The sequence below is a fragment of the Streptomyces longispororuber genome (assembly GCF_014656095.1).
GTDB lineage: Bacteria > Actinomycetota > Actinomycetes > Streptomycetales > Streptomycetaceae > Streptomyces > Streptomyces longispororuber.
Genome location: NZ_BNBT01000008.1, coordinates 66,888 through 91,264, shown reverse-complemented (window position 1 = coordinate 91,264; position 24,377 = coordinate 66,888). Strand labels below are relative to the sequence as shown.

The window sequence follows — 24,377 nt, the reverse complement described above, 5'->3', positions numbered from 1 at the left end:
GAAGGGCCGAGGTGAGCGCCGTGGACGGCCGACGCGGGGGCGGTGGAAATCGAGGAAGCCGGGGGCCGCCGGGGCACGTACCCTTTTCTGTTGTGCCGAACGCCAACGAAGACAATCCCCGTGCCCTGAGCCAAGCGCAGAGCCGCGCTGTGAGCGAGCTGCTGCGCGTCTCGCCTGTCGCGGACGACCTCGCCCGCCGCTTCCAGGAGGCCGGGTTCTCGCTCGCCCTGGTCGGCGGTTCGGTCCGGGACGCGCTCCTCGGCAGGCTCGGCAACGACCTCGACTTCACCACGGACGCCCGCCCCGAGGACGTACTGAAGATCGTCCGTCCATGGGCGGACGCGGTGTGGGAGGTCGGGATCGCCTTCGGCACGGTGGGCTGCCAGAAGGACGCCCGCGCGGACGGCGCCGAGCAGCGCTTCCAGATCGAGGTGACGACCTACCGCTCGGAGGCGTACGACCGGACCTCGCGCAAGCCCGAGGTGTCCTACGGCGACTCCATCGAGGACGACCTCGTGCGCCGTGACTTCACCGTGAACGCGATGGCCGTGGCGCTCCCGGCGAAGGAGTTCATCGACCCGCACGGCGGACTCGACGACCTGTCGGAGCGGGTCCTGCGCACCCCCGGGACCCCTGAGGAGTCCTTCTCCGACGACCCGCTGCGGATGCTGCGGGCCGCGCGCTTCGCCGCGCAGCTCGACTTCGACGTGGCCCCGGACGTCGTCGCCGCGATGACGGCGATGGCCGAGCGCATCGACATCGTGTCCGCCGAGCGCATCCGCGACGAGCTGAACAAGCTGATCCTCTCCGCGCACCCGCGCAAGGGCCTCGCCCTCCTGGTGGACACCGGCCTCGCCGCCCGCGTCCTGCCGGAGCTCCCCGCGCTGCGCCTGGAACGCGACGAGCACCACCGCCACAAGGACGTCTACGACCACACCTTGATCGTCCTTGAGCAGGCGATGGCTCTGGAGACGGACGGGCCCGACCTGACGCTGCGGCTCGCCGCGCTGCTCCACGACATCGGCAAGCCGAAGACGCGTCGCTTCGAGAAGGACGGCCGGGTCTCCTTCCACCACCACGAGGTGGTGGGCGCCAAGATGACCAAGAAGAGGATGACGGCGCTCAAGTACTCCAACGAGCTCGTCAAGGACGTCTCCCGCCTGGTGGAGCTGCACCTGCGCTTCCACGGCTACGGCACCGGCGAGTGGACGGATTCCGCCGTACGCCGCTACGTGCGCGACGCGGGCCCGCTCCTGGAGCGGCTGCACAAGCTGACCCGCTCCGACTGCACGACCCGCAACAAGCGCAAGGCCAGCGCGCTGTCGCGGGCGTACGACAGCCTCGAGGAGCGCATCGCCCGCCTCAAGGAGCAGGAGGAGCTGGACGCGATCCGCCCCGACCTCGACGGCAACGAGATCATGGAGGTCCTGGGTGTGGGCCCGGGCCCGGTGATCGGCAAGGCCTACAAGTTCCTGCTGGAGCTGCGCCTGGAGAACGGGCCGATGGAGCGCGACGCGGCGATCGCGGCGCTCAAGGAGTGGTGGGCCGCGGAGAGCTGACGGGCGGCTTACGGCGAAAGGGGCGGTGTTTCACGTGAAACACCGCCCCTTTCGCGCGTCAAGGGACATAGGGAGAGATGTCGCACGCGCGGCACAGATACGCCGAGGGGCCATGTTTCACGTGAAACATGGCCCCTCGGCGCCTCGGACCACCACCATGGGGTGGTCACTGGCTACGGTTCTACGGTCTACGGCTCTACGGCACGGTCCGCTGCTCTAAGGCGCGGTCCAGCTCTACGACGCGGCCGGCTGCTCCACGGCCTTACGGCTTGTGCGGCCGCAGGCAGAGGGTGAAGTCGTCACCGGCACCGGTCTCCCGGTACTCCGCGTACTTCGTACGGTCGCAGGAGCCGCTCTCCTTCTTCTGTATGACCTTGTACTTGGCCTTCGTGTCACCGCAGTCCACGATCTTCAGGTCCGGGTCCGTGCTGCTGTCCGGGTTGCCGATGCTCATGCAGTCCCCGACCTCGGCGGCCGCGGCCTCGTCCTGGCCGGCGACGACGGCGGCACCCGCGAGGCCGAGGATGCCGAGGACGGCCACGCCGATGATGATGAACTTCTTCTTGCTCTTCTTGGGCGGCGCTATCGGGTCCGGGCCGCCCTGGTAGAAGGGGACACCCTGCTGCGGCGCCCCCGGGTGCTGCGGGTAGGGCGGGGGCGTCTGGCCGTACGGGGCCGCGCCCGGGTACTGCGGAGCGCCCGCGTCCTGCGGCTGGCCGTAGGGCTGCTGGCCCTGGGCGAACGGGTTCTGGCCCTGGGGCGGCGGAGTGGACACGGGGATCCCCCTAGAAGAAGCATGACGCTGGGACGGAAGCGCGATGGCGCGAAAAGACCTCCGTAAGCTATCCGGCTCCTGTGCGCGTGACGTAGCTCAGCGGGCCTCTGTGGCATTGATGTGACACTTACTGGGCGTCAAATCTGGCCAGAGTGGCAGCAATCGCCGCGTAGATCAGGGCCACGGACGCAACCAACGGGGCCGATTTGCCGTCCGGGGGCAGCATGAGGGCCGCCACGCCCGCCGCTCCGACAAAGGCGACATTGAACAACACGTCGTACAGGGAGAAGATCCGGCCGCGGAAGCCGTCGTCGGCAGTCGACTGCACGACCGTGTCCGTGGCGATCTTCGCGCCCTGGGTGGTGAACCCGATGACGAAGGCGGCCGCGAGGACCGGGACCGGGGCGAACGGCAGCAGGAGCACGGGGCCGAGCACCGCGGCGGCAGCCGCGCAGACCGCCATCCAGCCGCGGGCGCCGAGGCGGCCGGCCGCCCACGGCGTCACCACGGCGGCGACGAAGAAGCCGGCACCGGAAGCCCCGACGGCGATCCCGAGCAGCGCGAGCCCGTCGTCCCCGCCCGGCTCCCCCGACGACCACGCGTACCGGCACAGCATCAGCACCATCACCGTCAGGGCGCCGAAGCAGAACCGCATCAGGGTCATCGACACCAGGGCGTGGGCGGCGGGGCGCCGGGCCGCGAGGTGGCGTACCCCCGCGAGGAGGCCGCGCGCGGTGCCCGCGAGCGCGGCCACGAGCCGCGGGCGCACCGGCGGCCTGTCGGGCCCGAGCAGTTCGCGGGCCATGCGCAGGGCGGCGAGCGCGGAGCACAGGTAGAGCGCGGCGCCGAGCAGGACGACGGCCGCGTCCGAGTCGGCCACGACGACGCGGACGACGAAGGCGAGGCCGCCGCCCGCGGTCGCCGCCAGCGTCCCGGCGGTCGGCGACAGCGCGTTGGCCATGACGAGGCGATCGGTGTCGACGACGCGCGGCAGGGCCGCGGAGAGCCCCGCGAGCACGAAGCGGTTGACGGCGGTGACGCACAGCGCGGAGGCGTAGAACAGCCAGTCCGGGGCGCCGCTGAACATCAGGACGGCCGTCAGGGATGCCAGCGCGGCCCGCAGCACGTTGCCGTGGACCAGGACCTGGCGCCGCCGCCAGCGGTCGAGCAGCACACCGGCGAAGGGGCCGACGAGCGAGTACGGGAGCAGCAGCACCGCCATCGCCGACGCGATCGCCGCGGGCGACGTCTGCTTCTCCGGCGAGAAGACCACGTACGTGGCGAGCGCGACCTGGTAGACGCCGTCCGCGCCCTGTGACAGGAGCCGTACGGCCAGCAGCCGCCGGAAGTCGCGGAAGCGCAGCAGAACGCGCAGGTCACCGACGACAGCCATGGGGGACAGCCTCACATACGGCGAGGGCCCCCGGACGCGTTCGTCCGGGGACCCCTACTCACCGCGGGTCGAGGGCGCTCAGCGCTCGACCTCGCCCTTGATGAACTTCTCGACGTTCTCGTAGGCCTCGTCGTCGAAGTACTGGACCGGCGGGGACTTCATGAAGTACGAGGACGCCGACAGGATCGGGCCGCCGATGCCGCGGTCCTTGGCGATCTTCGCGGCGCGCAGGGCGTCGATGATGACACCGGCCGAGTTCGGGGAGTCCCAGACCTCGAGCTTGTACTCCAGGTTCAGCGGGACGTCGCCGAAGGCGCGGCCCTCGAGGCGGACGTAGGCCCACTTGCGGTCGTCGAGCCACGCCACGTAGTCGGACGGGCCGATGTGGACGTTCTTCTCGCCCAGCTCGCGGTCGGGGATCTGCGAGGTGACGGCCTGCGTCTTCGAGATCTTCTTCGACTCGAGGCGGTCGCGCTCCAGCATGTTCTTGAAGTCCATGTTGCCGCCGACGTTGAGCTGCATCGTGCGCTCAAGACGGACACCGCGGTCCTCGAACAGCTTCGCCATGACGCGGTGCGTGATGGTGGCGCCGACCTGCGACTTGATGTCGTCACCGACGATCGGGACGCCGGCCTCGGTGAACTTGTCCGCCCACTCCTTGGTGCCGGCGATGAACACCGGGAGGGCGTTGACGAAGGCGACCTTGGCGTCGATGGCGCACTGGGCGTAGAACTTCGCCGCGTCCTCGGAACCGACGGGCAGGTAGCAGACGAGGACGTCGACCTGCTTGTCCTTGAGGACCTGGACGACGTCGACGGGGGCCTCGGCGGACTCCTCGATGGTCTCGCGGTAGTACTTGCCCAGACCGTCGTGGGTGTGGCCGCGCTGGACCTGCACGCCCGTGTGGGGCACGTCGCAGATCTTGATGGTGTTGTTCTCGCTGGCACCGATGGCGTCCGCGAGGTCCAGGCCGACCTTCTTCGCGTCCACGTCGAAGGCGGCCACGAACTCGACGTCCTTGACGTGGTAGTCACCGAACTGGACGTGCATCAGGCCCGGGACCTTGGTGTCCGGGTCGGCGTCCTTGTAGTACTCGACGCCCTGGACCAGCGAGGCGGCGCAGTTGCCCACGCCGACGATGGCTACGCGAACCGAACCCATTCCGGTTGCTCCCTGTGTGATCTCGGTATTCCGGATGACACCCCGCGGAGTGCGGGGCGTCACTTGGCGGTGTCGTCGGACGTATCCGGCGGCGGGTTGTCCCCCCGCCGCCGGGGCAGGACGTCCGACTCCCCAGATGTGCTGTTCTGCTGTGCGGAGCTCGCGGGGCCGGACCGCTGGTCGCGCCCCGCGCGCTCGCTCTCGATGAGCTCGTTCAGCCAGCGCACTTCGCGCTCCACGGACTCCATCCCGTGGCGCTGCAGCTCAAGCGTGTAGTCGTCGAGGCGCTCCCTGGTGCGGGCCAGGGAGGCGCGCATCTTCTCGAGGCGCTCCTCCAGGCGGCTGCGGCGCCCTTCGAGCACCCGCATCCGCACGTCCCGCGAGGTCTGCCCGAAGAAGGCGAAGCGGGCGGCGAAGTGCTCGTCCTCGTACGCGTCGGGGCCGGTCTGCGAGAGCAGTTCCTCGAAGTGTTCCTTACCTTCCGCGGTCAGCCGGTAGACGATCTTGGCGCGGCGCCCGGAGAGTGGAGTCATGGCCTCCGTGGAGGCCGTGCCCGACTCCTCGATCAACCAGCCGTTGGCGACCAGGGTCTTCAGGCAGGGGTACAGCGACCCGTAGCTGAAGGCGCGGAACACACCCAGCGATGTGTTGAGCCGTTTGCGCAGCTCATAGCCGTGCATCGGGGACTCGCGGAGCAAGCCGAGGACCGCGAACTCGAGGATGCCGGAGCGCCTGCTCATGGTCTCCTCCCGTCTGTCCTGGTCTGCCCGCCGCGGCCCTTATGCCGAGCTGATGTATCGACTCGATACATCACGACGATAGGGCGGCGTGCCTGCTGCGACAAGAGGGGGAACGGTGAACGGCGTCACATCACCGATTCGTAGGATGTAACTTGCCTGATTTGGGGTGAACTTCGGTCCTAAGAGGGTTTTGACGGTGCGTAGTCTGTGCGCCATGCATACCGCCGGGAACCATGTGACGCGGGGTGGCGTCACCGTCCCCGGTGCTGTGCGGGCGAGTTCCGGAATGAACTCTTCCGCGCATCGGGGGGACCGGAAACCAGCTGCCGTTTCCAGGTGCGGACCACCGCGCCTGCCCGAGGAGTAATCGTTCGATGAGCGAGCACCGTCGCAAACCGCCGCAGGGTGGCGGACGTGCAGCGGCCAGGCGAGGTGCGTCCGGCACGCCGTCCGGCCGCCGCGCAGCACCACGTGACGCCACAGGATCACCGTCCTCGCCGCACGGGCCCGCGTCGTACGGGGCTGGGGCGTCCGAGGGGGGTGAGCGGCCCTACGGGGGGCGCGCCGAGGCCAGGCGCGCTGCCCGCAACGGGGCCGTGGGCGGTGGCAGGCGTCGGCCACCGGCGGACGGTGGTGCGGGTCGCGGCCGGGCGCGCGCCTACCCGGTCAAGAAGCGCTTCATCGACTACCCGCGCGCGGGCCGGAGCGGAGCACGGCGCTGGATCCCGTCGTGGCGGCTGGTCGCCAGCCTGATCGTCGGCTTCTTCGGCAGCCTGCTGGCGGTCGCGGGCATCGCCTACGCCCTCGTGGAGGTGCCGAACGTCGCCGACGCGGCCAAGGCCCAGAACAACGTCTACTACTGGGCCGACGGCTCGCAGATGGTCGCGACCGGCGGTGAGACCAACCGTCAGATCATCAAGTACGAGGACATCCCCGAGGCGATGCGCAACGCCGTCATCTCGGCGGAGAACAAGACGTTCGAGAAGGACAAGGGCGTCGACCCGATGGGCATCGCCCGCGCCATGGTCAACATGGCCAAGGGCGGTCAGACCCAGGGCGGCTCGACCATCACGCAGCAGTACGTGAAGAACGCCCGGCTCGACGACCAGTCGCAGACGTTCAGCCGGAAGTTCAAAGAGCTCTTCATCTCCATAAAGGTCGGCCGGACCGTCCCCAAGGAAGAGATCATGGCGGGGTACCTCAACACCGCCTACTACGGCCGCAACGCCTACGGCATCCAGGCCGCCGCGCGCGCCTACTTCGGCAAGGACGCGCAGGACCTGGACCCCAGCCAGTGCGCGCTGCTCGCGACGGTGCTCAAGGGTGCCACGTACTACGACCCGGCGGGCTACCCGGAGATCGACCCCGCGGCGAACCAGAAGGCGAACAGCGAGCGGGCCAAGAAGCGCTGGGCGTGGATCCTCGACGAGGAGGTCAAGGACGGCCGGATGGAGGCGTCCGAACGGGAGAAGTACACCGAGTTCCCGAAGCTTGAGAACCCTCGTTCGAACGTCAAGCTGAGCGGCCAGATCGGTTACCTGGTCTCGCTCGCCAAGGCGTACATCATCAACAACACCAACATCACCAGCCAGCAACTGGAGCAGGGCGGCTACGAGATCCACACGACCTTCGACAAGAAGAAGGTCACGAAGCTCGAGAAGGCCGTGCAGAAGGTCCGCAAGGAGAACATCAAGCCGAAGCTGCGCCCCGAGAAGGACACGCACGTCCAGTTCGGCGGTGCCTCGGTGAACCCGAAGACCGGCGCGATCGAGGCCATCTACGGCGGTGAGGACGCCACCAAGCACTTCACCAACAACGCCGACACGACCGGTGCCCAGGTCGGCTCCACGTACAAGCCCTTCGTGCTGGCGGCGGCCTTCAAGAACGGCATCCGCGACAAGACCGGCCCGGCGGAGCAGAGCGACGCCCAGCGCATCATCATCAACCCGAAGAGCCTGTACAGCGGCAAGAACAAGCTCAAGATCAAGAACTACGACGGCACGGTCTGGACCGACAAGGACGGCAAGGAGTGGCTGCAGGCCAACGACGGCCAGCAGTCCTACAACCCGCCCTCCTACCGGATCGACCTGCGGGAGGCGATGCGGGAGTCGGTCAACTCGGCCTATGTCCAGCTCGGCATGGACGTCGGGCTCGACAAGGTGAAGGCCGCCGCCATAGACGCGGGCCTCAAGGACGACGACTCCATGGCGGGCGCCACGTACCCGTCGTTCTCCCTCGGGACCTCCTCGCCGAGCGCCATCCGCATGGCCGGCGCCTACGCCACCTTCGCGGCCAGCGGCAAGCAGAACGACCCGTTCTCGGTCAAGGAGGTGGAGAAGGAAGGCGACTCGATCTACCGCCACCCGACCAAGACGAAGGTCGCCTTCTCCCCCGAGGTCGCGGACAACGTCACGGACGTGCTGCGGACCGTGGTCGAGGACGGCACGGGCAAGTCGGCACGGCTGCCGGGCCGCCAGGTGGCGGGCAAGACCGGTACGACCGATGGCAACAAGTCCGCCTGGTTCGTCGGCTACACCCCGCAGTTGTCCACGGCGATCAGCATGTACCGGATGGACGACGACGAGTCCAACAAGAAGCGCCAGTTCCTGGAGATGTTCGGCACGGGCGGGCAGCAGAAGATCCACGGTGCCTCGTTCCCCGCGGAGATCTGGCACGACTACATGTCCCAGGCGCTCAAGGGTGAGCCCGTGCTGACGTTCCCGACGCCCGAGCCCATCGGCAGGGTCGTCGGCCAGCCGGTCGTTCCCAAGCCGACGCAGACGGAGGAGGAGCCGGAGCCGAGCACGACCCCGACGCCCACCCCCACCAAGTCACCGTCCAAGACGCCGACCCCGTCGGATTCCCCCGACCCGACCGAGACCTGCAAGGAGTCGGACCCCGCCTGTGGGGACGACGACGGCGGGGCCACGGACGGCGGGAACGACAACGGTGGCGTCATCGGAGACCCGGGCGGTGAGACACCACCACCCACAGGTGATGCCAACGGTGGCAACGGAAACGGAAACGGCAACGGCAGCAATGGCGGCAACGGTCACAGCGACAACGGAGGGGGCATCTTCGCCGGGCCGACCGGCGGGGACGACGACTGACGCTCGCCGCGTGTGTTTCACGTGAAACAAGGCCGCCGCACCTGACGGGTGCGGCGGCCTTGCCCGTGTCCGAGCCTCCAGACGGCCCTGGAGCCGTGTCCGCGGGGTTGCTGGCCCTGTCTCGGGTTGGTCAGGGGTTTCGGCCGCTCAGAGGGCTCCAGGGCTGCCGCCCCAGCGTGGCCGCCCGCGGAACCCGACGCCGTCTGGTTCCGGGGCCCGGCAGGGTCCGTACGGCAGGATGTGCGCCATGCCCAGCGCAGAGAAGACGCCCCCCACACGCGCTCACCCCTCCGCGAGCGAGCGCGAGCCGCAGCCCGCGCTGCCCTCGCGGCAGGACGAGGTCGCCGCCGCCGGCAGCGAGCTGATCGGCGGGCCCGTCGGCCGCAGAGCGCTCCTCCTGACGACCTGGTGGACGCCCGTGCGCGTCATCGCCCTGGTCGCCCTCGGCATGTTCGCCCTCGGCATGGTGCAGAAGGCGCCCTGCTACAACGGCGCCTGGTTCGTCGGCGCGAGCTCGCAGTACACCCACGCGTGCTACTCCGACATCCCCCACCTCTACCAGGGCCGTGGCTTCGCCGACGGACTCGTGCCGTACTTCGACAAGCTGCCCGGCGACATGCGGTACCTGGAGTACCCGGTGCTGACGGGGCTCTTCATGGAGGTGGCCGCCTGGCTGACGCCGGGCAGCGGCAGCCTCCAGCACCAGGAGAAGGTCTACTGGATGGTCAACGCGGGGATGCTGATGGTCTGCACGGCCGTCATCACCGTCTGCGTGTCCCGCATCCACCGGCGCCGCCCCTGGGACGCCCTGCTGGTCGCCCTGGCCCCCGCCTTCGCCCTGACGGCCACCATCAACTGGGACCTGTTCGCCGTCGCCCTCACGGCCGCCGCGATGCTGATGTGGTCGCGCGGACGAGTGGTGGCCTTCGGCCTCCTCCTGGGGCTGGCGACGGCCGCGAAGCTCTATCCCGTCCTGCTCCTCGGACCACTGCTCGTCCTGTGCTGGCGGGCGGGCAAGTGGCGGGAGGCCGTGGCCGCGTGCGCCGGTACGGCCGCCGCCTGGCTGGTGGTGAACCTGCCGGTGATGCTGCTCGCGCCGGACGGCTGGGCGAAGTTCTACAGCTTCAGCCGGGAGCGGGGCGTCGACTTCGGCTCGTTCTGGCTCATCCTCTCCCAGCGCATGGACGACCCGCCGACCACGGACACCGTGAACAAGCTGGCGATGGCCCTCATGCTGCTCGCCTGCCTCGGCGTCGCCGTGCTCGGCCTCACCGCGCCCCGGCGCCCGCGCTTCGCCCAGCTCGCGTTCCTGGTCGTCGCCGCCTTCATCCTCACCAACAAGGTCTACTCGCCGCAGTACGTGCTGTGGCTCGTGCCGCTGGCCGCACTGGCCCGGCCGCGCTGGCGGGACTTCCTCGTCTGGCAGGCGTGCGAGGTCGCGTACTTCCTGGGCATCTGGATGTACCTCGCGTACACGACGAGCGGCGACGCCCACAGGGGCCTCCCGACCGAGGGCTACCAGGTGGCCATCGCCGTCCATCTGCTGGGGACGCTGTACCTGTGCGCGGTCGTCGTACGGGACATCCTCATGCCGGAGCGCGACGTGGTGCGGCGGACCGGGGAGGACGACCCCGGGGGCGGAGTCCTCGACGGGGCACCGGACGTGTTCGTCCTCGGCCCTGCTGCGGACTCCTCGCGGTCCGGAACGCCTGACCACGAAGGGGCGTATGTGAAGTGGGGGTCCTCGGGAGACCGTTCGCCCTGAGCGAACACGCCTCGGGTCGGTATGCCGCAGGGGCGGAACGCCGCAGGGCCTGGGCGCCGAAGGCGGCGGGGAACGGCGAAGGGCCGGATGCGAGGGGTCTCGCGTCCGGCCCTTCGGCACAAGTGCCGCGTGTGCTCAGTAGTCGACGATGCGGTCGAACTGCGTGGTGGTGTGCCGCAGGTGCGCCACCAGTTCCTCGCCCACGTGCGGCTCCGGCGCGTCCGACGGCACGAAGAGGATCGACACCTGCATGTGCGGCGGCTCGGCGAACCAGCGCTGCTTGCCGCCCCAGACGAACGGCGACAGGTTGCGGTTGACCGTCGCGAGGCCCGCACGGGCGACGCCCTTCGCGCGCGGCATCATCCCGTGCAGCGCCTTGGGCGCCTCCAGGCCGACGCCGTGCGAGGTGCCGCCCGCCACGACGACCAGCCAGCCGTCGGACGCCGTCTTCTGCTGGCGGTAGCCGAAACGGTCCCCCTTGGCGACGCGCGTGACGTCCAGGATGGCGCCGCGGTACTCGGTCGCGTGGTGGTCGCCCAGCCACAGGTGCGTGCCGATGCGCGCGCGGAAACGGGTCTGCGGGAACTGCTGCTGCAGCCGGGCCAGTTCGTCCGCCTTGAGGTGGCTGACGAACATGGTGTGCAGCGGCAGGCGCGCCGCGCGCAGGCGGTCCATCCACGCGGCGACCTCCTCGACGGCGTCCGAGCCGTCGGGACGGTCGAGGGGCAGGTGGATCGCGAAGCCCTCCAGGCGCACGTCCTCGATCGCGGCGTGCAGGTGCGGCAGGTCCTGCTCGCTGACGCCGTGCCGCTTCATGGAGGACATGACCTCGATGACGACACGGGCGCCCACGAGCCCGTGCACGCCGTCCAGGGACGACACGGAGCGGATGACGCGGTCGGGCAGCGGTACGGGCTCCTCGCCCCGCCGGAACGGCGTGAGGACCAGCAGGTCGCCGCTGAACCAGTCCTTGATCCGTGCCGCTTCGTACGTCGTGCCCACGGCGAGGATGTCCGCGCCGAACCGCGTGACCTCCTCCGCGAGGCGCTCGTGGCCGAAGCCGTAGCCGTTGCCCTTGCAGACCGGGACGATGCCTGGGAACTGGTCAAGCACGTGCTTCTGGTGTGCCCGCCAGCGCGCGGTGTCGACATAGAGCGTGAGCGCCATGGCTGGTCCCGGAACCTTTCTCGTGGCAGCGGTGTAACAGAGGTATGGAAGGAATGGAGACAGGAACTGCGTGCTCAGCGACGCGACATGTAGATGTCGAGCGCCTTGTGCAGCAGCTTGTTCAGCGGGAAGTCCCACTCACCGACGTACTCGACGGCCTCGCCACCGGTGCCGACCTTGAACTGGATCAGGCCGAAGAGGTGGTCGGTCTCGTCCAGCGAGTCGGAGATGCCGCGCAGGTCGTAGACGGTGGCGCCGAGCGCGTAGGCGTCGCGCAGCATCCGCCACTGCATCGCGTTCGAGGGCCGGACCTCGCGGCCGATGTTGTCGGACGCCCCGTAGGAGTACCAGACGTGCCCGCCCACGACGAGCATCGTCGCCGCCGAAAGGTTCACGCCGTTGTGGCGCGCGAAGTACAGCCGCATGCGGTTGGGGTCCTCGGAGTTGAGGGCCCGCCACTGCTGCTGGAAGTAGCTCAGCGGCCGCGGCCGGAACTTGTCGCGGATCGCCGTGATCTCGTACAGCCGCTGCCACTCGGGCAGGTCGTTGTAGCCGCCCTGGACGACCTCGACGCCGGCCTTCTCCGCCTTCTTGATGTTGCGGCGCCAGAGCTGGTTGAAGTTCTTGAGGACCTCGTCCAGCGAGCGGTTGGCCAGCGGGACCTGGAAGACGTAGCGGGGCTGGACGTCACCGAAGCCGGCGCCGCCGTCCTCGCCCTGCTGCCAGCCCATGCGGCGCAGCTTGTCGGAGACCTCGAAGGCGCGCGGCTCGATGGTCGTGGGCTCGATGTCGCGCAGCCGCTTCACGTCCGGGTTCTGGATGCCCGCCTTGATCGCGGGGGCGTTCCAGCGGCGGATGACGACCGGCGGGCCCATCTTCACGGAGAAGGCGCCCTGCTTCTTCAGATGCGCGAGCATCGGCTGGAGCCAGTCGTCCAGGTTCGGGGCGTACCAGTTGATGACCGGGCCCTCGGGGAGGTACGCGAGATAGCGCTTGACCTTGGGCAGTTGGCGGTAGAGCACCAGGCCCACGCCCACCAGGTGACCGGTCCGGTCGTCGAACCAGCCGAGGTTCTCCGAACGCCACTCACTCTTCACGTCTGCCCATGCGGGGACCTGGCAATGGCTCGCCGACGGCAGGCTCTGGATGTACGCCAGATGTTGCTCTCGGCTGATGGTCCTCAGGGTCAGGCTCATTCGCGGCGCTCCTCGGGCTGGTGTGTCCCCATGGGTACAGGGGCTCCGGCTCTAGCGCCGAAGCCTACTGCGCCCCGCGAGCGCGTCGTCTGGGCCTGTCGCACCTTCGCCCCTGGCCGGTGTCCGACCAGGGGTGGTGCGGACCGGTCGGTCGCCGGTCCGGATCGTGCCGTGCGGCCCGGCCGCGGTCAGCCGCGGCCGCCGCCGGTCACCAGAGGCCGCCGAAGAGGCCGCCGTGTGCCATGCCCAGGAGGAAGCCGACCGCGCTGGCGCCAAGGCCGACGATCAGGAAGAAGCGCTCCCGCGTCGTCACCGAGATGAACTGTCCGTACGCGCCGGTGCAGATCCCCACCAGGCCGGTCCAGGAACTCAGCAGGTGGAGGTGGTGGAACATCGCGGTCACGAAGGCGATGGCGCCGAGCACCAGCGTCACGCCGAGCAGTGTGTCCTGGAGCGGATGAGGCTTGCCGTCGGTGGCGAAGAGGGAACCGGCGGCGTCACGTCGCATTGTCTGTGCCATGGAGGCACCTCCTGCGGAGAGCAGCGCATCGTAGCGCCCTACACACCCGATGTGTACAGATTCTCCCCCTCCGCCGCCGGATTTCAACCGGAAGCCTCCGTGCGGGTACTCTGTACCGTCTGCACCGGTGTCTGCCCAGACCAGTCCCCGACTGGTACGGCCACAGGACACGCCTCCCCCCTCGGACGTCCGCTCGGGGGACGCGATTGTCAGTGGCGGCCGATACCGTTGCGTACGCATCACGACCCTCCTGCCACGGAACGACCGTGGCCGCTGAGTCCAAAGGAGGTGGGTTCCACATGCGTCACTACGAGGTGATGGTCATCCTCGACCCCGATCTCGAGGAGCGCGCTGTCTCCCCGCTGATCGAGAACTTCCTCTCCGTCGTCCGTGAGGGCAACGGAAAGGTCGAGAAGGTCGACACCTGGGGCCGTCGTCGTCTCTCGTACGAGATCAAGAAGAAGCCCGAGGGCATCTACTCGGTCATCGACCTGCAGGCCGAGCCTGCGGTCGTCAAGGAGCTCGACCGCCAGATGAACCTGAACGAGTCGGTCCTCCGGACCAAGGTCCTCCGTCCCGAGACCCACTGAGCCCCGGCTCAGATCCGTTGAGCCCCCGGGCTCGACGGCACTCGGGATCCGAGTAGCAGCACCAGCAGCCAGCAGCAAACCCGCCGAGAGGTTCCCCCAATGGCAGGCGAGACCGTCATCACGGTCGTCGGCAATCTTGTCGACGACCCCGAGCTGCGCTTCACCCCGTCCGGTGCGGCGGTCGCGAAGTTCCGCGTCGCGTCCACCCCCCGCACCTTCGACCGGCAGACCAACGAGTGGAAGGACGGCGAGAGCCTGTTCCTGACCTGCTCGGTCTGGCGTCAGGCGGCGGAGAACGTCGCCGAGTCGCTCCAGCGAGGCATGCGCGTCATCGTGCAGGGCCGGCTGAAGCAGCGGTCCTACGAGGACCGTGAGGGCATCAAGCGCACGGTCTACGAGCTGGACGTCGACGAGGTCGGTGCCAGCCTGAAGAACGCCACGGCCAAGGTCACCAAGACCTCGGGCCGCGGTGGCCAGGGCGGATACGGCGGCGGTGGCGGCGGCCAGCAGGGCGGCGGCTGGGGTGGTGGCCCCGGCGGTGGCCAGCAGGGTGGCGGCGGTGCTCCCGCCGACGACCCGTGGGCGACCGGCGCGCCGGCCGGCGGCGGCCAGCAGGGCGGCGGCGGTGGCGGCTGGGGCGGAAGCTCCGGCGGCTCCGGTGGCGGCTACTCGGACGAACCCCCCTTCTAGGCCCCGGGCCACGGCCTCGGGAGCGAGAAGGCGGGTCGTACCCACACTTCTTGATCACACAGGAGAATCACCATGGCGAAGCCGCCTGTGCGCAAGCCGAAGAAGAAGGTCTGCGCTTTCTGCAAGGACAAGGTCACGTACGTGGACTACAAGGACACGAACATGCTGCGGAAGTTCATTTCCGACCGCGGCAAGATCCGTGCCCGCCGCGTGACCGGCAACTGCACCCAGCACCAGCGTGACGTCGCCACGGCTGTGAAGAACAGCCGTGAGATGGCGCTGCTGCCCTACACGTCCACCGCGCGATAAGGGAAGGGTGACCGACATATGAAGATCATCCTCACCCACGAGGTCTCCGGCCTCGGTGGCGCCGGCGACGTCGTCGACGTCAAGGACGGTTACGCTCGCAACTACCTGATCCCGCGGAACTTCGCGATCCGCTGGACCAAGGGTGGCGAGAAGGACGTCGAGCAGATCCGTCGTGCTCGCAAGATTCACGAGATCGCGACCATCGAGCAGGCCAACGAGATCAAGGCCCAGCTCGAGGGCGTCAAGGTCCGCCTGGCCGTCCGCTCCGGCGACGCCGGTCGTCTCTTCGGTTCCGTCACCCCGGCTGACATCGCTTCGGCGATCCAGGCCGCCGGTGGCCCGAAGGTCGACAAGCGCCGTGTCGAGCTGGGCGCGCCGATCAAGACGCTGGGCGCCCACACGACGTCCGTGCGTCTGCACCCCGAGGTTGCCGCGAAGGTCAACGTCGAGGTCGTCGCTGCCTGAGCGTTGCGCTCGCAGGACTGAGTGAAGGGGCCGCACCCACTGGGTGCGGCCCCTTTGCCGTGTGGTGGGGCCTGCGCGGTAGAGGGAGGCTGCTTTTGTGGTGCAGCGGCTCCCTTGCTGTGCAGGGCCGCGCTTGCCGTGTGGCGGGCCCCTGTTTCACGTGAAACATCGCGAGGGTGCGGGATGGTCCGCCCAGCAAGCTCAGGGCGGCGCAGCTCCTGGCAGAGGTACCTGCCTCAGCGCGTGGCTCCCGTGACGATCCAGCGGCCCGAGCGGGAGCGCAGCCACAGGGTGATCAGGCGCACGGTCATCATGAGCGTCATCGCGACCCACAGGGCGGTCAGCGCTCCGCCGAGAGTGGGGACGAGCAGGGCGGCGGGAGCGAAGACCGCGAGGGTGATGAGCATCGCCCAGGCCAGGTACGGCCCGTCCCCCGCGCCCATGAGGACGCCGTCCAGTACGTAGACGATGCCGCAGATCGGCTGGGCGAGGGCTATCACGATCAGGGCGGGCAGCGCCGCGTCCTGGACGGCGGCGTCGCTGGTGAAGAGCGGGACGAACACCGGCCGTGCCACGACGACCAGCAGTCCGAGGACGATGCCCGAGACGAATCCCCACTGGACCATGCGGCGGCAGGCGTCGCGGGCGCCCTGTGGATCACCGGCTCCCAGATAGCGACCGATGATGGCCTGCCCGGCGATCGCGATGGCGTCGAGGGCGAAGGACAGCAGGCTCCACAGGGACAGGACGATCTGGTGGGCCGCTATGTCGGCATCGCCGAGTCGGGCGGCCACGGCGGTGGCGATGATGGTGATCGCCTTGAGGGAGAGCGTGCGGGCCAGGAGCGGAACGCCTGCCTGCGCGCAGGCTCTGATCCCTGCGGCGTCCGGGCGCAGGGAAGCACCGTGGCGCCGGGCACCGCGGACGACGACGGCGAGATAGACGACGGCCATGGCGCACTGGGCGAGGACGGTGCCCCAGGCGGAGCCGGCGATGCCGAGGTCGCATCCGTAGACGAGGAGCACGTTGAGCAGACCGTTGGCGATGAAGCCGCCCACGGCGACGTACAGCGGAGTCTTGGTGTCCTGGAGGCCGCGCAGCACACCGGTGGCGGCGAGGACGGCGAGCATCGCGGGGATGCCGAGGACGGAGATCCGCAGGTAGGTGACCGCCTGCGGTGCGGCCGCGGCCGAGGCGCCGAAGAGGTCCACGAGCGCCGGGGCGGTGGGCAGGGCGACGGCGATGACGGCGACGCCGAGCAGCAGGGCGAGCCAGATCCCGTCCATGCCCTGCCGGATGGCGGCGGGCAGGTCGCCGGCGCCGACGCGCCGGGCCACGGCGGCCGTGGTGGCGTACGCGAGGAAGACGAAGACGCTGACGGCGGTTGTCAGAAGGGCCGAGGCGATGCCGAGACCGGCGAGCTGCGCGGTGCCGAGGTGGCCGACGATGGCGCTGTCGGCCATGACGAAGAGGGGTTCGGCCACGAGGGCGCCGAAGGCGGGGACGGCGAGTGCGACGATCTCTCGGTCGTGTCGTCGCCGGACGGCCTCGGGTGCCGCGGGAGCCTGTGTCATGAGCACCAATCTAATCTTCCACAGGTAAGAGATGCAATTGACTTAGGACCCTTACTTGGTCTGGGGTCGGCCGGTGGATCGGGCGTCGTTCGACAGGTTCTTGGGCCGACTGGGGAAGTTTTTCTTCTGCACAGCCGGTGGACGGGAAAACCGCAGGTCAGGGCGGTCACGAAAAGTGCCTTGAGGGCTTGTTCACAGGGCTGTCCACCGGCCCGTGCACAGGTTTCCCGGGGTTCTCCACAGCATCGGGCCGTTCATCCACACCGCCTGTGGATAACCAGATTGGCTGACGGTGCCCGCGGGCCTACCGTTGTGCGGCGCCCGCCTCGTCCTGCCACCGCGGAAACCCCGCAAATCCGACGCGTCAGAACCGGAGCCGGGCCCCCTTATTTGTCAGTGTCGTGCCTTAGGAAAGAGGGCACGGCGAGGTCCGCGCGGCGGACGGGAGGAGGCGGCCCGGTGAGCATCTCCGAGCCCTTGGACGACCCGTGGGCCGACAGCGGACCGGGGGATCGGCTGCCCGTGTCCCGCCCGCGCCGTGACGGCGACCGCGGCCGCGAGGAGCAGCACGAGCGCGGCTGGGACGGCGGCGGCCCCTCCTTCGAGCGCGTGCCACCGCAGGACCTGGACGCGGAGCAGTCCGTGCTCGGCGGCATGCTGCTGTCGAAGGACGCCATCGCCGACGTCGTCGAGGTGCTCAAGGGCCACGACTTCTACCGGCCCGCCCACGAGACGATCTACACCGCGATCCTTGACCTGTACGCCAAGGGCGAGCCCGCCGACCCGATCACGGTCGCCGCCGAGCTCACCAAGCGCGGCGAGATCACCAAGGTCGGTGGCCCCTCGTATCTGCACTCGCTGGTCCAGACGGTGCCGACCGCGGCCAACGCGGAGTACTACGCGGAGATCGTGCACGAGCGCGCGGTCCTGCGCCGCCTGGTCGAGGCGGGCACGCGCATCACGCAGATGGGATACGCGGCGGACGGCGACGTCGACGAGATCGTCAACAGCGCCCAGGCCGAGATCTACGCCGTCACCGAGCAGCGCACCAGCGAGGACTACCTGCCCCTCGGCGACATCATGGAGGGCGCCCTCGACGAGATCGAGGCGATCGGCTCGCGCAGCGGCGAGATGACCGGTGTGCCCACCGGCTTCACCGACTTCGACTCGCTCACCAACGGCCTGCACCCCGGCCAGATGATCGTCATCGCGGCCCGGCCCGCCATGGGTAAGTCCACCCTGGCCCTCGACTTCGCGCGGGCCGCGTCGATCAAGAACAATCTGCCGAGCGTCATCTTCTCGCTCGAGATGGGCCGCAATGAGATCGCGATGCGCCTCCTCTCGGCCGAGGCGCGCGTGGCCCTGCACCACATGCGCTCCGGCACGATGACGGACGAGGACTGGACGCGACTGGCTCGTCGCATGCCCGAGGTCTCGGCCGCCCCGCTGTACATCGACGACTCCCCGAACCTGTCGATGATGGAGATCCGGGCGAAGTGCCGCCGCCTGAAGCAGCGCAACGACCTGCGGCTCGTGGTCATCGACTACCTCCAGCTCATGCAGTCCGGCGGTTCGAAGCGCGCCGAGAGCCGTCAGCAGGAGGTCTCGGACATGTCGCGAAACCTGAAGCTGCTGGCGAAGGAGCTGGAGATCCCGGTCATCGCGCTCTCCCAGCTCAACCGAGGTCCCGAGCAGCGCACGGACAAGAAGCCGATGGTGTCCGACCTGCGTGAGTCGGGCTCCATCGAGCAGGACGCGGACATGGTGATCCTGCTGCACCGCGAGGACGCGTACGAGAAGGAGTCGCCGCGCGCGGGCGAGGCGGACCTGATCGTGGCCAAGCACCGTAACGGTCCGACGGCCACGATCACGGTCGCCTTCCAGGGCCACTACTCCCGGTTCGTGGACATGGCGCAGACGTGATCTGCTCGCCTTCGCCGTACGTCCGCCTGGCCGGGGTGTCGTGGGGGCGGTGCCGGCCGGTGCCGGGGCCCGGTGCGGTGGTGGCGGCGTGGTCGCGTCACGCGACGGCGGTGCCCTCCAGCTCGACCATCTGACCGGGGATCGCCAGCCGTGCCACCCCGAGCATCGTGGTGGTGGGCGCCACCCCGGCGGCGCCCAACCGTGCGGCCAGGACGCCGTAGTGCTGGAGGAGCAGGTCGACATCGGTCGTGTAGACGTTGAGCCGGACCAGGTCGGCGAGCGTCATGTCGGCCTCCTCCAGCACGGCCACCAGGTTGTCGAGGCTCAGCGCCAGTTGCGCCGCCATGTCACCGTCGTGTTGGGGCTTGCCGTCGCCGTTCAGCGCCGTCTGGCCCGAGATGTACAAGGTCCGGGTGTGCCCGGAGACGACCTCGCCCTGGTTGAAGCCCATCCCCAGGGACCATGCCACCGGGTTGACCGCTGTTCGTTCCATCGCCATGCCAGCTCCGTTCGCTGCAGAGGGAGTACGCCGGCCACCGGCTCCGCAACCGTGGCTTCGACGTCGTGGCGACGAGCCTCGCAGCGAAACGTGACATCTCCCGTCACGTATATCGATAGAGTTTTCGCATGCGTGCCGACCGCTTGGTCTCGCTGGTGCTGCTGCTGCGTCAGCGCGGTCGGCTGACTGCGGACACGCTGGCCCGCGAGCTGGAGGTGTCCACCCGCACCGTGCTCCGTGACATCGAGGCGCTGTCGGCGGCCGGTGTCCCGGTCTACGCCGAGCGTGGCCGCTACGGCGGGTTCGCGTTGGCGCCCGGGTTCCGCACCGAGCTCACCGGTCTGAACCACGACGAGGCCCTCGCCCTGCTGACCGCCGGAGCGGCCCGCGGGGAGCAGGTCTTCGGCCTCGGCTCGGCGTTCACGTCGGCGATGCGCAAGGTGCTCGACGCGCTGCCCGAGACCCACCGGGCCACCGCGAGCGACGCGGCGCAGCGCTTCCTCGTCGACCCGGAGACCGACCTGCTGGCACGCCGGCTGATGACTGAGGAAGTCCCCGACGCCACCATGATCGCGGTCCGGCGCGCGGTGCTCACCGGGCACAAGCTGCGCATCCACTACGCGGCCACCGGCCAGGCAGCGCGGTGGCGCACGGTGGACCCGGTCGGCCTGGTCACCGTGCGCGACCGGGGCTACTTGCTGGCGATCAGATCCGGCGAGGACCGCACCTACCGCCTGTCGCGGGTGCTGGCCGCCGAGGAGCTCGCCGAGAAGACCCAGCGACCGCCCCGGGTCGACCTGGACGGGATCTGGCGGGAACGCTCGGCACGGTTCCTCTCCGGCGGCGACCACGCCACCGTGCTGCTCCGGGTGGCCCCGGAGCGGCGGGAGGAGCTGCTGGACACCGCGCTTGCCGTGCGCGCGGAGGAGCCCGACGCGGACGGCTGGCTGCGGCTGGAGGTGACCTTCCAGGACGCACGACATGCCGAATGGGCGCTGTGGCAGCTCGGCATGGACGCGGAAGCGCTGTCCCCGCAGTCGTTGCGCACCGCCCTGCGGGACCGTGCCGCCGCGCTCGTCACCCGTTACGAGGGCTCGCGCTGAGGCCGTGCTCTACCTGGGATCGCGCTGAGGCTGGGCGTTACGAAGGCTCAATCCGGGGCCTGGCGCTACGAAGCTCGCCTCGCGGCCGGACGTGACGAGCGCTCGCTCTCAGGCCTGCGCCCGGCGATGTCGGCCTTTCGGCGGCGCCGCTCAGAACCGCGGGCGGCAGCCGCCGCTCAGACCGCCTCCGCCACGGGCAGGCACTCGGTGAGCAGGTCGACGACGTCGCGCCAGGCCCGCTCGGCATGCCGCGGGTGGTGGCCGACGCCGGGGCGCACGGTGTGGTCGACCGGCGGATGGTGGAAGGCGTGCAGGGCGCCGCCGTAGACCACCATGCGCCAGTCGACGCCCGCGGCCTGCATCTCCGCGGCGAAGGCGTCCCTCTGCTCGGCGGCCATGATGGGGTCCTCCGAGCCGACCCCGGCCCACACGGGGCAGCGGATGCGTGCTGCCTCGCCCGGGCGGCCCGTGGTGAGTGCGTTGACCGTTCCGATCGCGCGCAGATCGACGCCGTCGCGTCCGAGTTCCAGCGCGATGGCGCCCCCGGTGCCGTAACCGATGGCGGCGATGCGATCGGGGTCGGTCCGTGGTTCGGCGCGCAGCACATCGAGTGCCGCGTGGCCGATGCCCCGCATCCGGTCGGGGTCCGCGAGCAGCGGAAGGCACCGGGCCAGCATCTCCTCGGGGTCGCCCAAATAGCGCCCGCCGTGGAGGTCGAAGGCCAGCGCTATATATCCGAGTTCGGCGAGAGCATCGGCCCGGCGGCGCTCGACGTCGCTGAGCCCGATGCCCTCTGGTCCGAGCAGCACCGCGGGCCGCCGGTCGACACCGGCAGGGAGCGCAAGGTGCCCGATCATCGTCAAGCCGTCGGCCGGATACTCGACCGTACGCGTCGTCATCGTCGTCATGGGACGGGACTGTAGTGATCACCAAGCCGGGAACGGGCGGATCTTAACCGTGGGCAGAACGCGGACTCGCCGACCGGGCAAGGAGTGTTTCACGTGAAACATGGCGCAGCCCTGTTCGGAACCGAACCGACCCCTTGACGCGCGACGTGCACCAGAGGTGCCCGTGTGTCAAAGGAATTGACTCGACGCTGCGCCTTTGCCCGTATGAACTTGCTCCATGACGAAACAAGAGCTGCTTCCCTCGACGCGCCGGGCCCTGCTGCACCGGATCGCGACCGCGCAGACCGAAGGACGCGCCCCGTCCCTGGTCGCTGCTGTCGTGCGTGGGGGCGAGCTGGTGTGGACAGGTGCGCGTACGTCCGTCGACGGCCATGCACCGGATCAGAACGTGCAGTACCGCATCGGATCGATCACCAAGACGTTCACGGCCGTGCTCGTGATGCGCCTGCGCGACGAGGGACTCCTCGATCTGTCCGACCCGCTGGAGAAGCATCTGCCGGACACCGGCGTCGGCGAGGTCACCATCGCCGAGCTCCTCGCCCACCGGGGCGGGCTCGCGGCCGAGACGCCTGGAGAGTGGTGGGAGCGCAGTTCTGCGTCACTGCGGCCGGAACTGCGCGACGTACTCGGCGAGAAGCCCTTCAGGCATCCGGCCGGGCGCCGCTTCCACTACTCGAACCCGGGTTACACGCTGCTCGGTTCGCTCATCGAGGCGCTGCGCGGTGCCCCGTGGGAGGACGTCCTGCGCCGGGAGGTCCTGGAACCGCTCGGCCTGCACCGTACGAGCGGCCAGCCGATGGCTCCGCACGCGGGTGGCTGGGCGGTGCACCCGTGGGCCGACGTGTTGCTGCCCGAACCCCTGGAGGACCTGGGGCTCATGGCTCCGGCCGGGCAACTGTGGTCGACGACGGCGGACCTGGCGCGCTTCGCCGTGTTCCTGATGCGAGGCGACGACCGTGTGCTCTGTGCGGAATCGGTCCGTGAGATGAAGATGCCTGCGGCCGTCGCGGAGTTCGGGGACGCGGAGCAGACCTACGGGCTCGGCCTCGGCATCGTGCGGTACGGCGGTGGTGCGCTCGTGGGCCACACCGGCTCGCTCCCCGGCTTCCTCGCCAGTCTGTGGACCTGTGAGGAGGAGGACATCGCGACGATCGTCCTGGCCAACTGCACCTCCGGACCGGCGGTGGCGACCGTGGCGGCCGAGCTCGTGCGGATCGTGGCGGAAGCGGAGCCGCGTATCCCGGAGCCGTGGCGGCCTCTGCCCGACGTGGACCCGTCGCTCCTGGAGCTGGTCGGCCCTTGGTACTGGGGGACGAGCGTGCAGGGGCTGCGTCTGGCGGCGGGTGGCGAGGTCCGGCTGGGCCCCCTCACGGGCGGTGGCCGTGGCTCACGCTTCGGGCCGAACGGGGACGGGACGTGGACAGGGCTCGACGGCTACTACGCCGGGGAGCGGCTGCGTGCCGTCCGGAGGGCGGACGGCACAGTGAGCCACCTGGACGTCGGGTCATTCGTCTTCACGCGCGAGCCGTATGACAAGAACGCCCCCGTGCCGGGCGGGGTGGACCCCGAGGGCTGGCGAGGCCTCGCCTGAGCAGAGCACGGGCCAGGCCGTCCTGTTTCACGTGAAACCGTGAGCAGGACGACCTGACCTCAGCTCAGTGCCTGCACGCGCTCGCCCGTGTCGGCCCGCGTCAGAGCTGCCGCTTGAAGCCCACGTGCGATGCCGTGAAGCCCAGGCGCTCGTAGAAGCGGTGCGCGTCGGTGCGGCTGGCATCCGACGTGAGCTGCACCAAGTGGCAGCCGAGCCGCCGCGACTCCGCCACGGCCCACTCGATGAGCTGGGTGCCGAGACCGCTGCCGCGTTCGTCGGCGTGCACCCGTACGGCTTCGATGATCGAGCGCGTGGCGCCCTTCCGGGACAGGCCCGGGATGACCGTGAGCTGCAGCGTGCCGATCACGCGGCCCTCGCGGACGGCGACGGTCAGGTGCTGGTTCGGATCCTGGGCCAACCGCTCGAACGCGGGGCCGTACGGGCTGAGGTCGTCCGGTGACTCGCGCTGTGCGCCCAGCGGATCGTCCGCGAGCATGGCCACGATCGCGGGGATGTCCTCGGCGACGGCCGGGCGTATTTCAAGATCTCCCATGGCCGCAGCCTACGGGAGCCCCCTCTCCGGGCGGCGTCGGCTGAAGGCACCCCGGGACCGCGCTCTTGGACCGCACTCGGGGCCCGCGCCCCGGGACCATACCCGGGTCCCGCGCTCCGGGACCGCGACTGATGCGGCCGGAGCGCCTGCGGAGCCGCGGCCCCGACCGGCTGCGGAGCGCGGCTGCGAGCGGCGGCGGGCTGCGGCCCCGACCGGCTGCGCGCCGCATCGCCGACAGCGAGCCCCTGCGGACCGGGCCACCGGGGACAGACCCCTGAGAGCCACCGGGACAGAGCGCGAGTCCTGCCCCGGTGGCCTGCGGCCTACGCCGGTGCGTGCACCGCTTCCACCGCCCGGACCAGCGGGGCGAGCTCAGGGTTCTTCGCGGCTTCGTCCAGGGCCTCGCGCAGGGCGGCGTCATTGGTGGGCCGGGCCTGGGCGAGGAGCTCGGCACCGCTCTCGCTGACGTTTGTGTAGATGCCGCGCCGGTCGGTCGGGCACAGGTACCGCGAGAGCAGACCCCGCTCCTCGAGGCGGGTCACCAGGCGCGTGGTGGCGCTCTGGCTGAGGACGACGGCGTCGGCGACCTGCTTCATCTGCAGGTGCCCGCCTTCGCCGTCGTGCTGGCGGCTGAGGACGTCGAGAAGGCTGTACTCCCGCACGCTCAGGCCGTGCTTGGCCTGGAGGGCCCGCTCCACATGGGACTCGATCTTCCCGTGGAGCAGGGAGAGCGCGCACCAGCCCTGGGCGAGCGCGGTGAGTGCGGGGTCGGTCGCCGTCATACCT

General features: G+C 69.7%; 22 protein-coding genes. 10 read left to right on the top strand and 12 right to left on the bottom strand.

Annotated features, from left to right (window positions below):
• The first annotated feature begins 92 nt into the window (after positions 1–92).
• Positions 93–1,559: a CCA tRNA nucleotidyltransferase gene (locus IE330_RS04795; RefSeq protein WP_190134580.1), complete on the top strand. Its 1,467-nt coding sequence runs from the start codon at positions 93–95 to the stop codon at positions 1,557–1,559.
• A gap of 262 nt (positions 1,560–1,821) precedes the next feature.
• Here IE330_RS04795 and IE330_RS04790 read toward each other — a convergent pair whose 3' ends face one another.
• The 4 genes from IE330_RS04790 to IE330_RS04775 all read right to left on the bottom strand — a co-directional run bounded on the left by IE330_RS04790 (position 1,822) and on the right by IE330_RS04775 (position 5,628).
• Complete coding sequence (locus IE330_RS04790) at positions 1,822–2,334, bottom strand: LppU/SCO3897 family protein (protein ID WP_190134579.1); 513 nt, start codon at positions 2,332–2,334, stop codon at positions 1,822–1,824.
• A 127-nt stretch (positions 2,335–2,461) separates the two neighbouring features.
• Entirely contained in the window at positions 2,462–3,727 is a 1,266-nt protein-coding gene (locus IE330_RS04785) for an MFS transporter (RefSeq protein WP_190134578.1), read from the bottom strand.
• Between the two features lie 78 nt (positions 3,728–3,805).
• Positions 3,806–4,888, bottom strand: a complete 1,083-nt coding sequence (locus IE330_RS04780; RefSeq protein WP_190134577.1) for an inositol-3-phosphate synthase — start codon at positions 4,886–4,888, stop codon at positions 3,806–3,808.
• Between the two features lie 59 nt (positions 4,889–4,947).
• Positions 4,948–5,628 (bottom strand): PadR family transcriptional regulator, encoded by a 681-nt coding sequence (locus IE330_RS04775; protein WP_190134576.1) that lies wholly within the window; start codon positions 5,626–5,628, stop codon positions 4,948–4,950.
• 374 nt (positions 5,629–6,002) lie between these two features.
• Here IE330_RS04775 and IE330_RS04770 point away from each other — a divergent pair, with 374 nt between their 5' ends.
• Positions 6,003–8,738: a transglycosylase domain-containing protein gene (locus tag IE330_RS04770; protein ID WP_190134575.1), complete on the top strand. Its 2,736-nt coding sequence runs from the start codon at positions 6,003–6,005 to the stop codon at positions 8,736–8,738.
• Between the two features lie 238 nt (positions 8,739–8,976).
• A complete protein-coding gene (locus IE330_RS04765; protein WP_190134574.1) occupies positions 8,977–10,503 on the top strand; it encodes a glycosyltransferase family 87 protein in 1,527 nt (508 codons plus the stop codon).
• A gap of 135 nt (positions 10,504–10,638) precedes the next feature.
• Here the strand turns inward: IE330_RS04765 and IE330_RS04760 are convergent, their stop codons facing one another.
• The 3 genes from IE330_RS04760 to IE330_RS04750 all read right to left on the bottom strand — a co-directional run bounded on the left by IE330_RS04760 (position 10,639) and on the right by IE330_RS04750 (position 13,386).
• Complete coding sequence (locus IE330_RS04760; protein WP_190134573.1) at positions 10,639–11,670, bottom strand: alanine racemase; 1,032 nt, start codon at positions 11,668–11,670, stop codon at positions 10,639–10,641.
• Positions 11,671–11,744: 74 nt separating this feature from the next.
• Positions 11,745–12,866 carry a lipid II:glycine glycyltransferase FemX gene (locus IE330_RS04755; protein WP_190134572.1) on the bottom strand — a complete coding sequence of 374 codons (1,122 nt, stop codon included), beginning with the start codon at positions 12,864–12,866 and terminating at the stop codon, positions 11,745–11,747.
• Positions 12,867–13,074: 208 nt separating this feature from the next.
• Positions 13,075–13,386 (bottom strand): hypothetical protein, encoded by a 312-nt coding sequence (locus IE330_RS04750; RefSeq protein WP_190134571.1) that lies wholly within the window; start codon positions 13,384–13,386, stop codon positions 13,075–13,077.
• 299 nt (positions 13,387–13,685) lie between these two features.
• On the opposite strand from IE330_RS04750, the gene rpsF reads away from it, so the two are divergent.
• From rpsF to rplI, 4 genes are all read left to right on the top strand, one after another.
• On the top strand, positions 13,686–13,976 hold the full coding sequence (gene rpsF, locus IE330_RS04745) for a 30S ribosomal protein S6 (protein ID WP_006604399.1): 291 nt from the start codon (positions 13,686–13,688) through the stop codon (positions 13,974–13,976).
• Positions 13,977–14,075: 99 nt separating this feature from the next.
• On the top strand, positions 14,076–14,666 hold the full coding sequence (locus IE330_RS04740) for a single-stranded DNA-binding protein (protein WP_190134570.1): 591 nt from the start codon (positions 14,076–14,078) through the stop codon (positions 14,664–14,666).
• A gap of 72 nt (positions 14,667–14,738) precedes the next feature.
• On the top strand, positions 14,739–14,975 hold the full coding sequence (gene rpsR / locus IE330_RS04735; RefSeq protein WP_003949403.1) for a 30S ribosomal protein S18: 237 nt from the start codon (positions 14,739–14,741) through the stop codon (positions 14,973–14,975).
• 18 nt (positions 14,976–14,993) lie between these two features.
• Complete coding sequence (rplI, locus tag IE330_RS04730) at positions 14,994–15,440, top strand: 50S ribosomal protein L9 (RefSeq protein ID WP_190134569.1); 447 nt, start codon at positions 14,994–14,996, stop codon at positions 15,438–15,440.
• Between the two features lie 236 nt (positions 15,441–15,676).
• On the opposite strand, the gene IE330_RS04725 is transcribed toward rplI, so the two are convergent.
• A complete protein-coding gene (locus IE330_RS04725) occupies positions 15,677–17,014 on the bottom strand; it encodes an MATE family efflux transporter (RefSeq protein ID WP_190134568.1) in 1,338 nt (445 codons plus the stop codon).
• A 459-nt stretch (positions 17,015–17,473) separates the two neighbouring features.
• Between IE330_RS04725 and dnaB the strand changes: the two genes are divergently transcribed.
• Positions 17,474–18,937, top strand: a complete 1,464-nt coding sequence (gene dnaB / locus IE330_RS04720; RefSeq protein ID WP_190134567.1) for a replicative DNA helicase — start codon at positions 17,474–17,476, stop codon at positions 18,935–18,937.
• A gap of 97 nt (positions 18,938–19,034) precedes the next feature.
• On the opposite strand, the gene IE330_RS04715 is transcribed toward dnaB, so the two are convergent.
• Positions 19,035–19,430, bottom strand: a complete 396-nt coding sequence (locus IE330_RS04715) for a RidA family protein (protein WP_190134598.1) — start codon at positions 19,428–19,430, stop codon at positions 19,035–19,037.
• Positions 19,431–19,564: 134 nt separating this feature from the next.
• Here IE330_RS04715 and IE330_RS04710 point away from each other — a divergent pair, with 134 nt between their 5' ends.
• A complete protein-coding gene (locus tag IE330_RS04710; RefSeq protein WP_190134566.1) occupies positions 19,565–20,539 on the top strand; it encodes a helix-turn-helix transcriptional regulator in 975 nt (324 codons plus the stop codon).
• A 176-nt stretch (positions 20,540–20,715) separates the two neighbouring features.
• Here the strand turns inward: IE330_RS04710 and IE330_RS04705 are convergent, their stop codons facing one another.
• Positions 20,716–21,447 carry a dienelactone hydrolase family protein gene (locus IE330_RS04705; RefSeq protein ID WP_190134565.1) on the bottom strand — a complete coding sequence of 244 codons (732 nt, stop codon included), beginning with the start codon at positions 21,445–21,447 and terminating at the stop codon, positions 20,716–20,718.
• Between the two features lie 217 nt (positions 21,448–21,664).
• Here IE330_RS04705 and IE330_RS04700 point away from each other — a divergent pair, with 217 nt between their 5' ends.
• A complete protein-coding gene (locus IE330_RS04700) occupies positions 21,665–23,038 on the top strand; it encodes a serine hydrolase domain-containing protein (protein ID WP_190134564.1) in 1,374 nt (457 codons plus the stop codon).
• A 100-nt stretch (positions 23,039–23,138) separates the two neighbouring features.
• On the opposite strand, the gene IE330_RS04695 is transcribed toward IE330_RS04700, so the two are convergent.
• Both IE330_RS04695 and IE330_RS04690 read right to left on the bottom strand, forming a co-directional pair.
• Positions 23,139–23,591, bottom strand: coding sequence for a GNAT family N-acetyltransferase (locus IE330_RS04695; protein WP_190134563.1), 453 nt, complete (start codon positions 23,589–23,591; stop codon positions 23,139–23,141).
• A gap of 323 nt (positions 23,592–23,914) precedes the next feature.
• Positions 23,915–24,373, bottom strand: a complete 459-nt coding sequence (locus IE330_RS04690; RefSeq protein WP_190134562.1) for a MarR family winged helix-turn-helix transcriptional regulator — start codon at positions 24,371–24,373, stop codon at positions 23,915–23,917.
• Between the last annotated feature and the right edge of the window lie 4 nt (positions 24,374–24,377).

What these genes read in the sequence shown, in the direction of transcription:
- IE330_RS04760 (WP_190134573.1), bottom strand. Translation starts at nt 11,670, where the DNA reads ATGGCGCTCACGCTCTATGTCGACACCGCGCGCTGGCGGGCACACCAG.
- IE330_RS04690 (WP_190134562.1), bottom strand. Translation starts at nt 24,373, where the DNA reads ATGACGGCGACCGACCCCGCACTCACCGCGCTCGCCCAGGGCTGGTGC.
- IE330_RS04725 (WP_190134568.1), bottom strand. Translation starts at nt 17,014, where the DNA reads ATGACACAGGCTCCCGCGGCACCCGAGGCCGTCCGGCGACGACACGAC.
- IE330_RS04710 (WP_190134566.1), top strand. Translation starts at nt 19,565, where the DNA reads ATGCGTGCCGACCGCTTGGTCTCGCTGGTGCTGCTGCTGCGTCAGCGC.
- IE330_RS04715 (WP_190134598.1), bottom strand. Translation starts at nt 19,430, where the DNA reads ATGGAACGAACAGCGGTCAACCCGGTGGCATGGTCCCTGGGGATGGGC.
- IE330_RS04785 (WP_190134578.1), bottom strand. Translation starts at nt 3,727, where the DNA reads ATGGCTGTCGTCGGTGACCTGCGCGTTCTGCTGCGCTTCCGCGACTTC.
- IE330_RS04775 (WP_190134576.1), bottom strand. Translation starts at nt 5,628, where the DNA reads ATGAGCAGGCGCTCCGGCATCCTCGAGTTCGCGGTCCTCGGCTTGCTC.
- rplI (WP_190134569.1), top strand. Translation starts at nt 14,994, where the DNA reads ATGAAGATCATCCTCACCCACGAGGTCTCCGGCCTCGGTGGCGCCGGC.
- IE330_RS04740 (WP_190134570.1), top strand. Translation starts at nt 14,076, where the DNA reads ATGGCAGGCGAGACCGTCATCACGGTCGTCGGCAATCTTGTCGACGAC.
- IE330_RS04755 (WP_190134572.1), bottom strand. Translation starts at nt 12,866, where the DNA reads ATGAGCCTGACCCTGAGGACCATCAGCCGAGAGCAACATCTGGCGTAC.
- IE330_RS04770 (WP_190134575.1), top strand. Translation starts at nt 6,003, where the DNA reads ATGAGCGAGCACCGTCGCAAACCGCCGCAGGGTGGCGGACGTGCAGCG.
- rpsF (WP_006604399.1), top strand. Translation starts at nt 13,686, where the DNA reads ATGCGTCACTACGAGGTGATGGTCATCCTCGACCCCGATCTCGAGGAG.
- rpsR (WP_003949403.1), top strand. Translation starts at nt 14,739, where the DNA reads ATGGCGAAGCCGCCTGTGCGCAAGCCGAAGAAGAAGGTCTGCGCTTTC.
- IE330_RS04695 (WP_190134563.1), bottom strand. Translation starts at nt 23,591, where the DNA reads ATGGGAGATCTTGAAATACGCCCGGCCGTCGCCGAGGACATCCCCGCG.
- IE330_RS04700 (WP_190134564.1), top strand. Translation starts at nt 21,665, where the DNA reads ATGACGAAACAAGAGCTGCTTCCCTCGACGCGCCGGGCCCTGCTGCAC.
- IE330_RS04765 (WP_190134574.1), top strand. Translation starts at nt 8,977, where the DNA reads ATGTGCGCCATGCCCAGCGCAGAGAAGACGCCCCCCACACGCGCTCAC.
- IE330_RS04705 (WP_190134565.1), bottom strand. Translation starts at nt 21,447, where the DNA reads ATGACGACGATGACGACGCGTACGGTCGAGTATCCGGCCGACGGCTTG.
- IE330_RS04780 (WP_190134577.1), bottom strand. Translation starts at nt 4,888, where the DNA reads ATGGGTTCGGTTCGCGTAGCCATCGTCGGCGTGGGCAACTGCGCCGCC.
- IE330_RS04750 (WP_190134571.1), bottom strand. Translation starts at nt 13,386, where the DNA reads ATGGCACAGACAATGCGACGTGACGCCGCCGGTTCCCTCTTCGCCACC.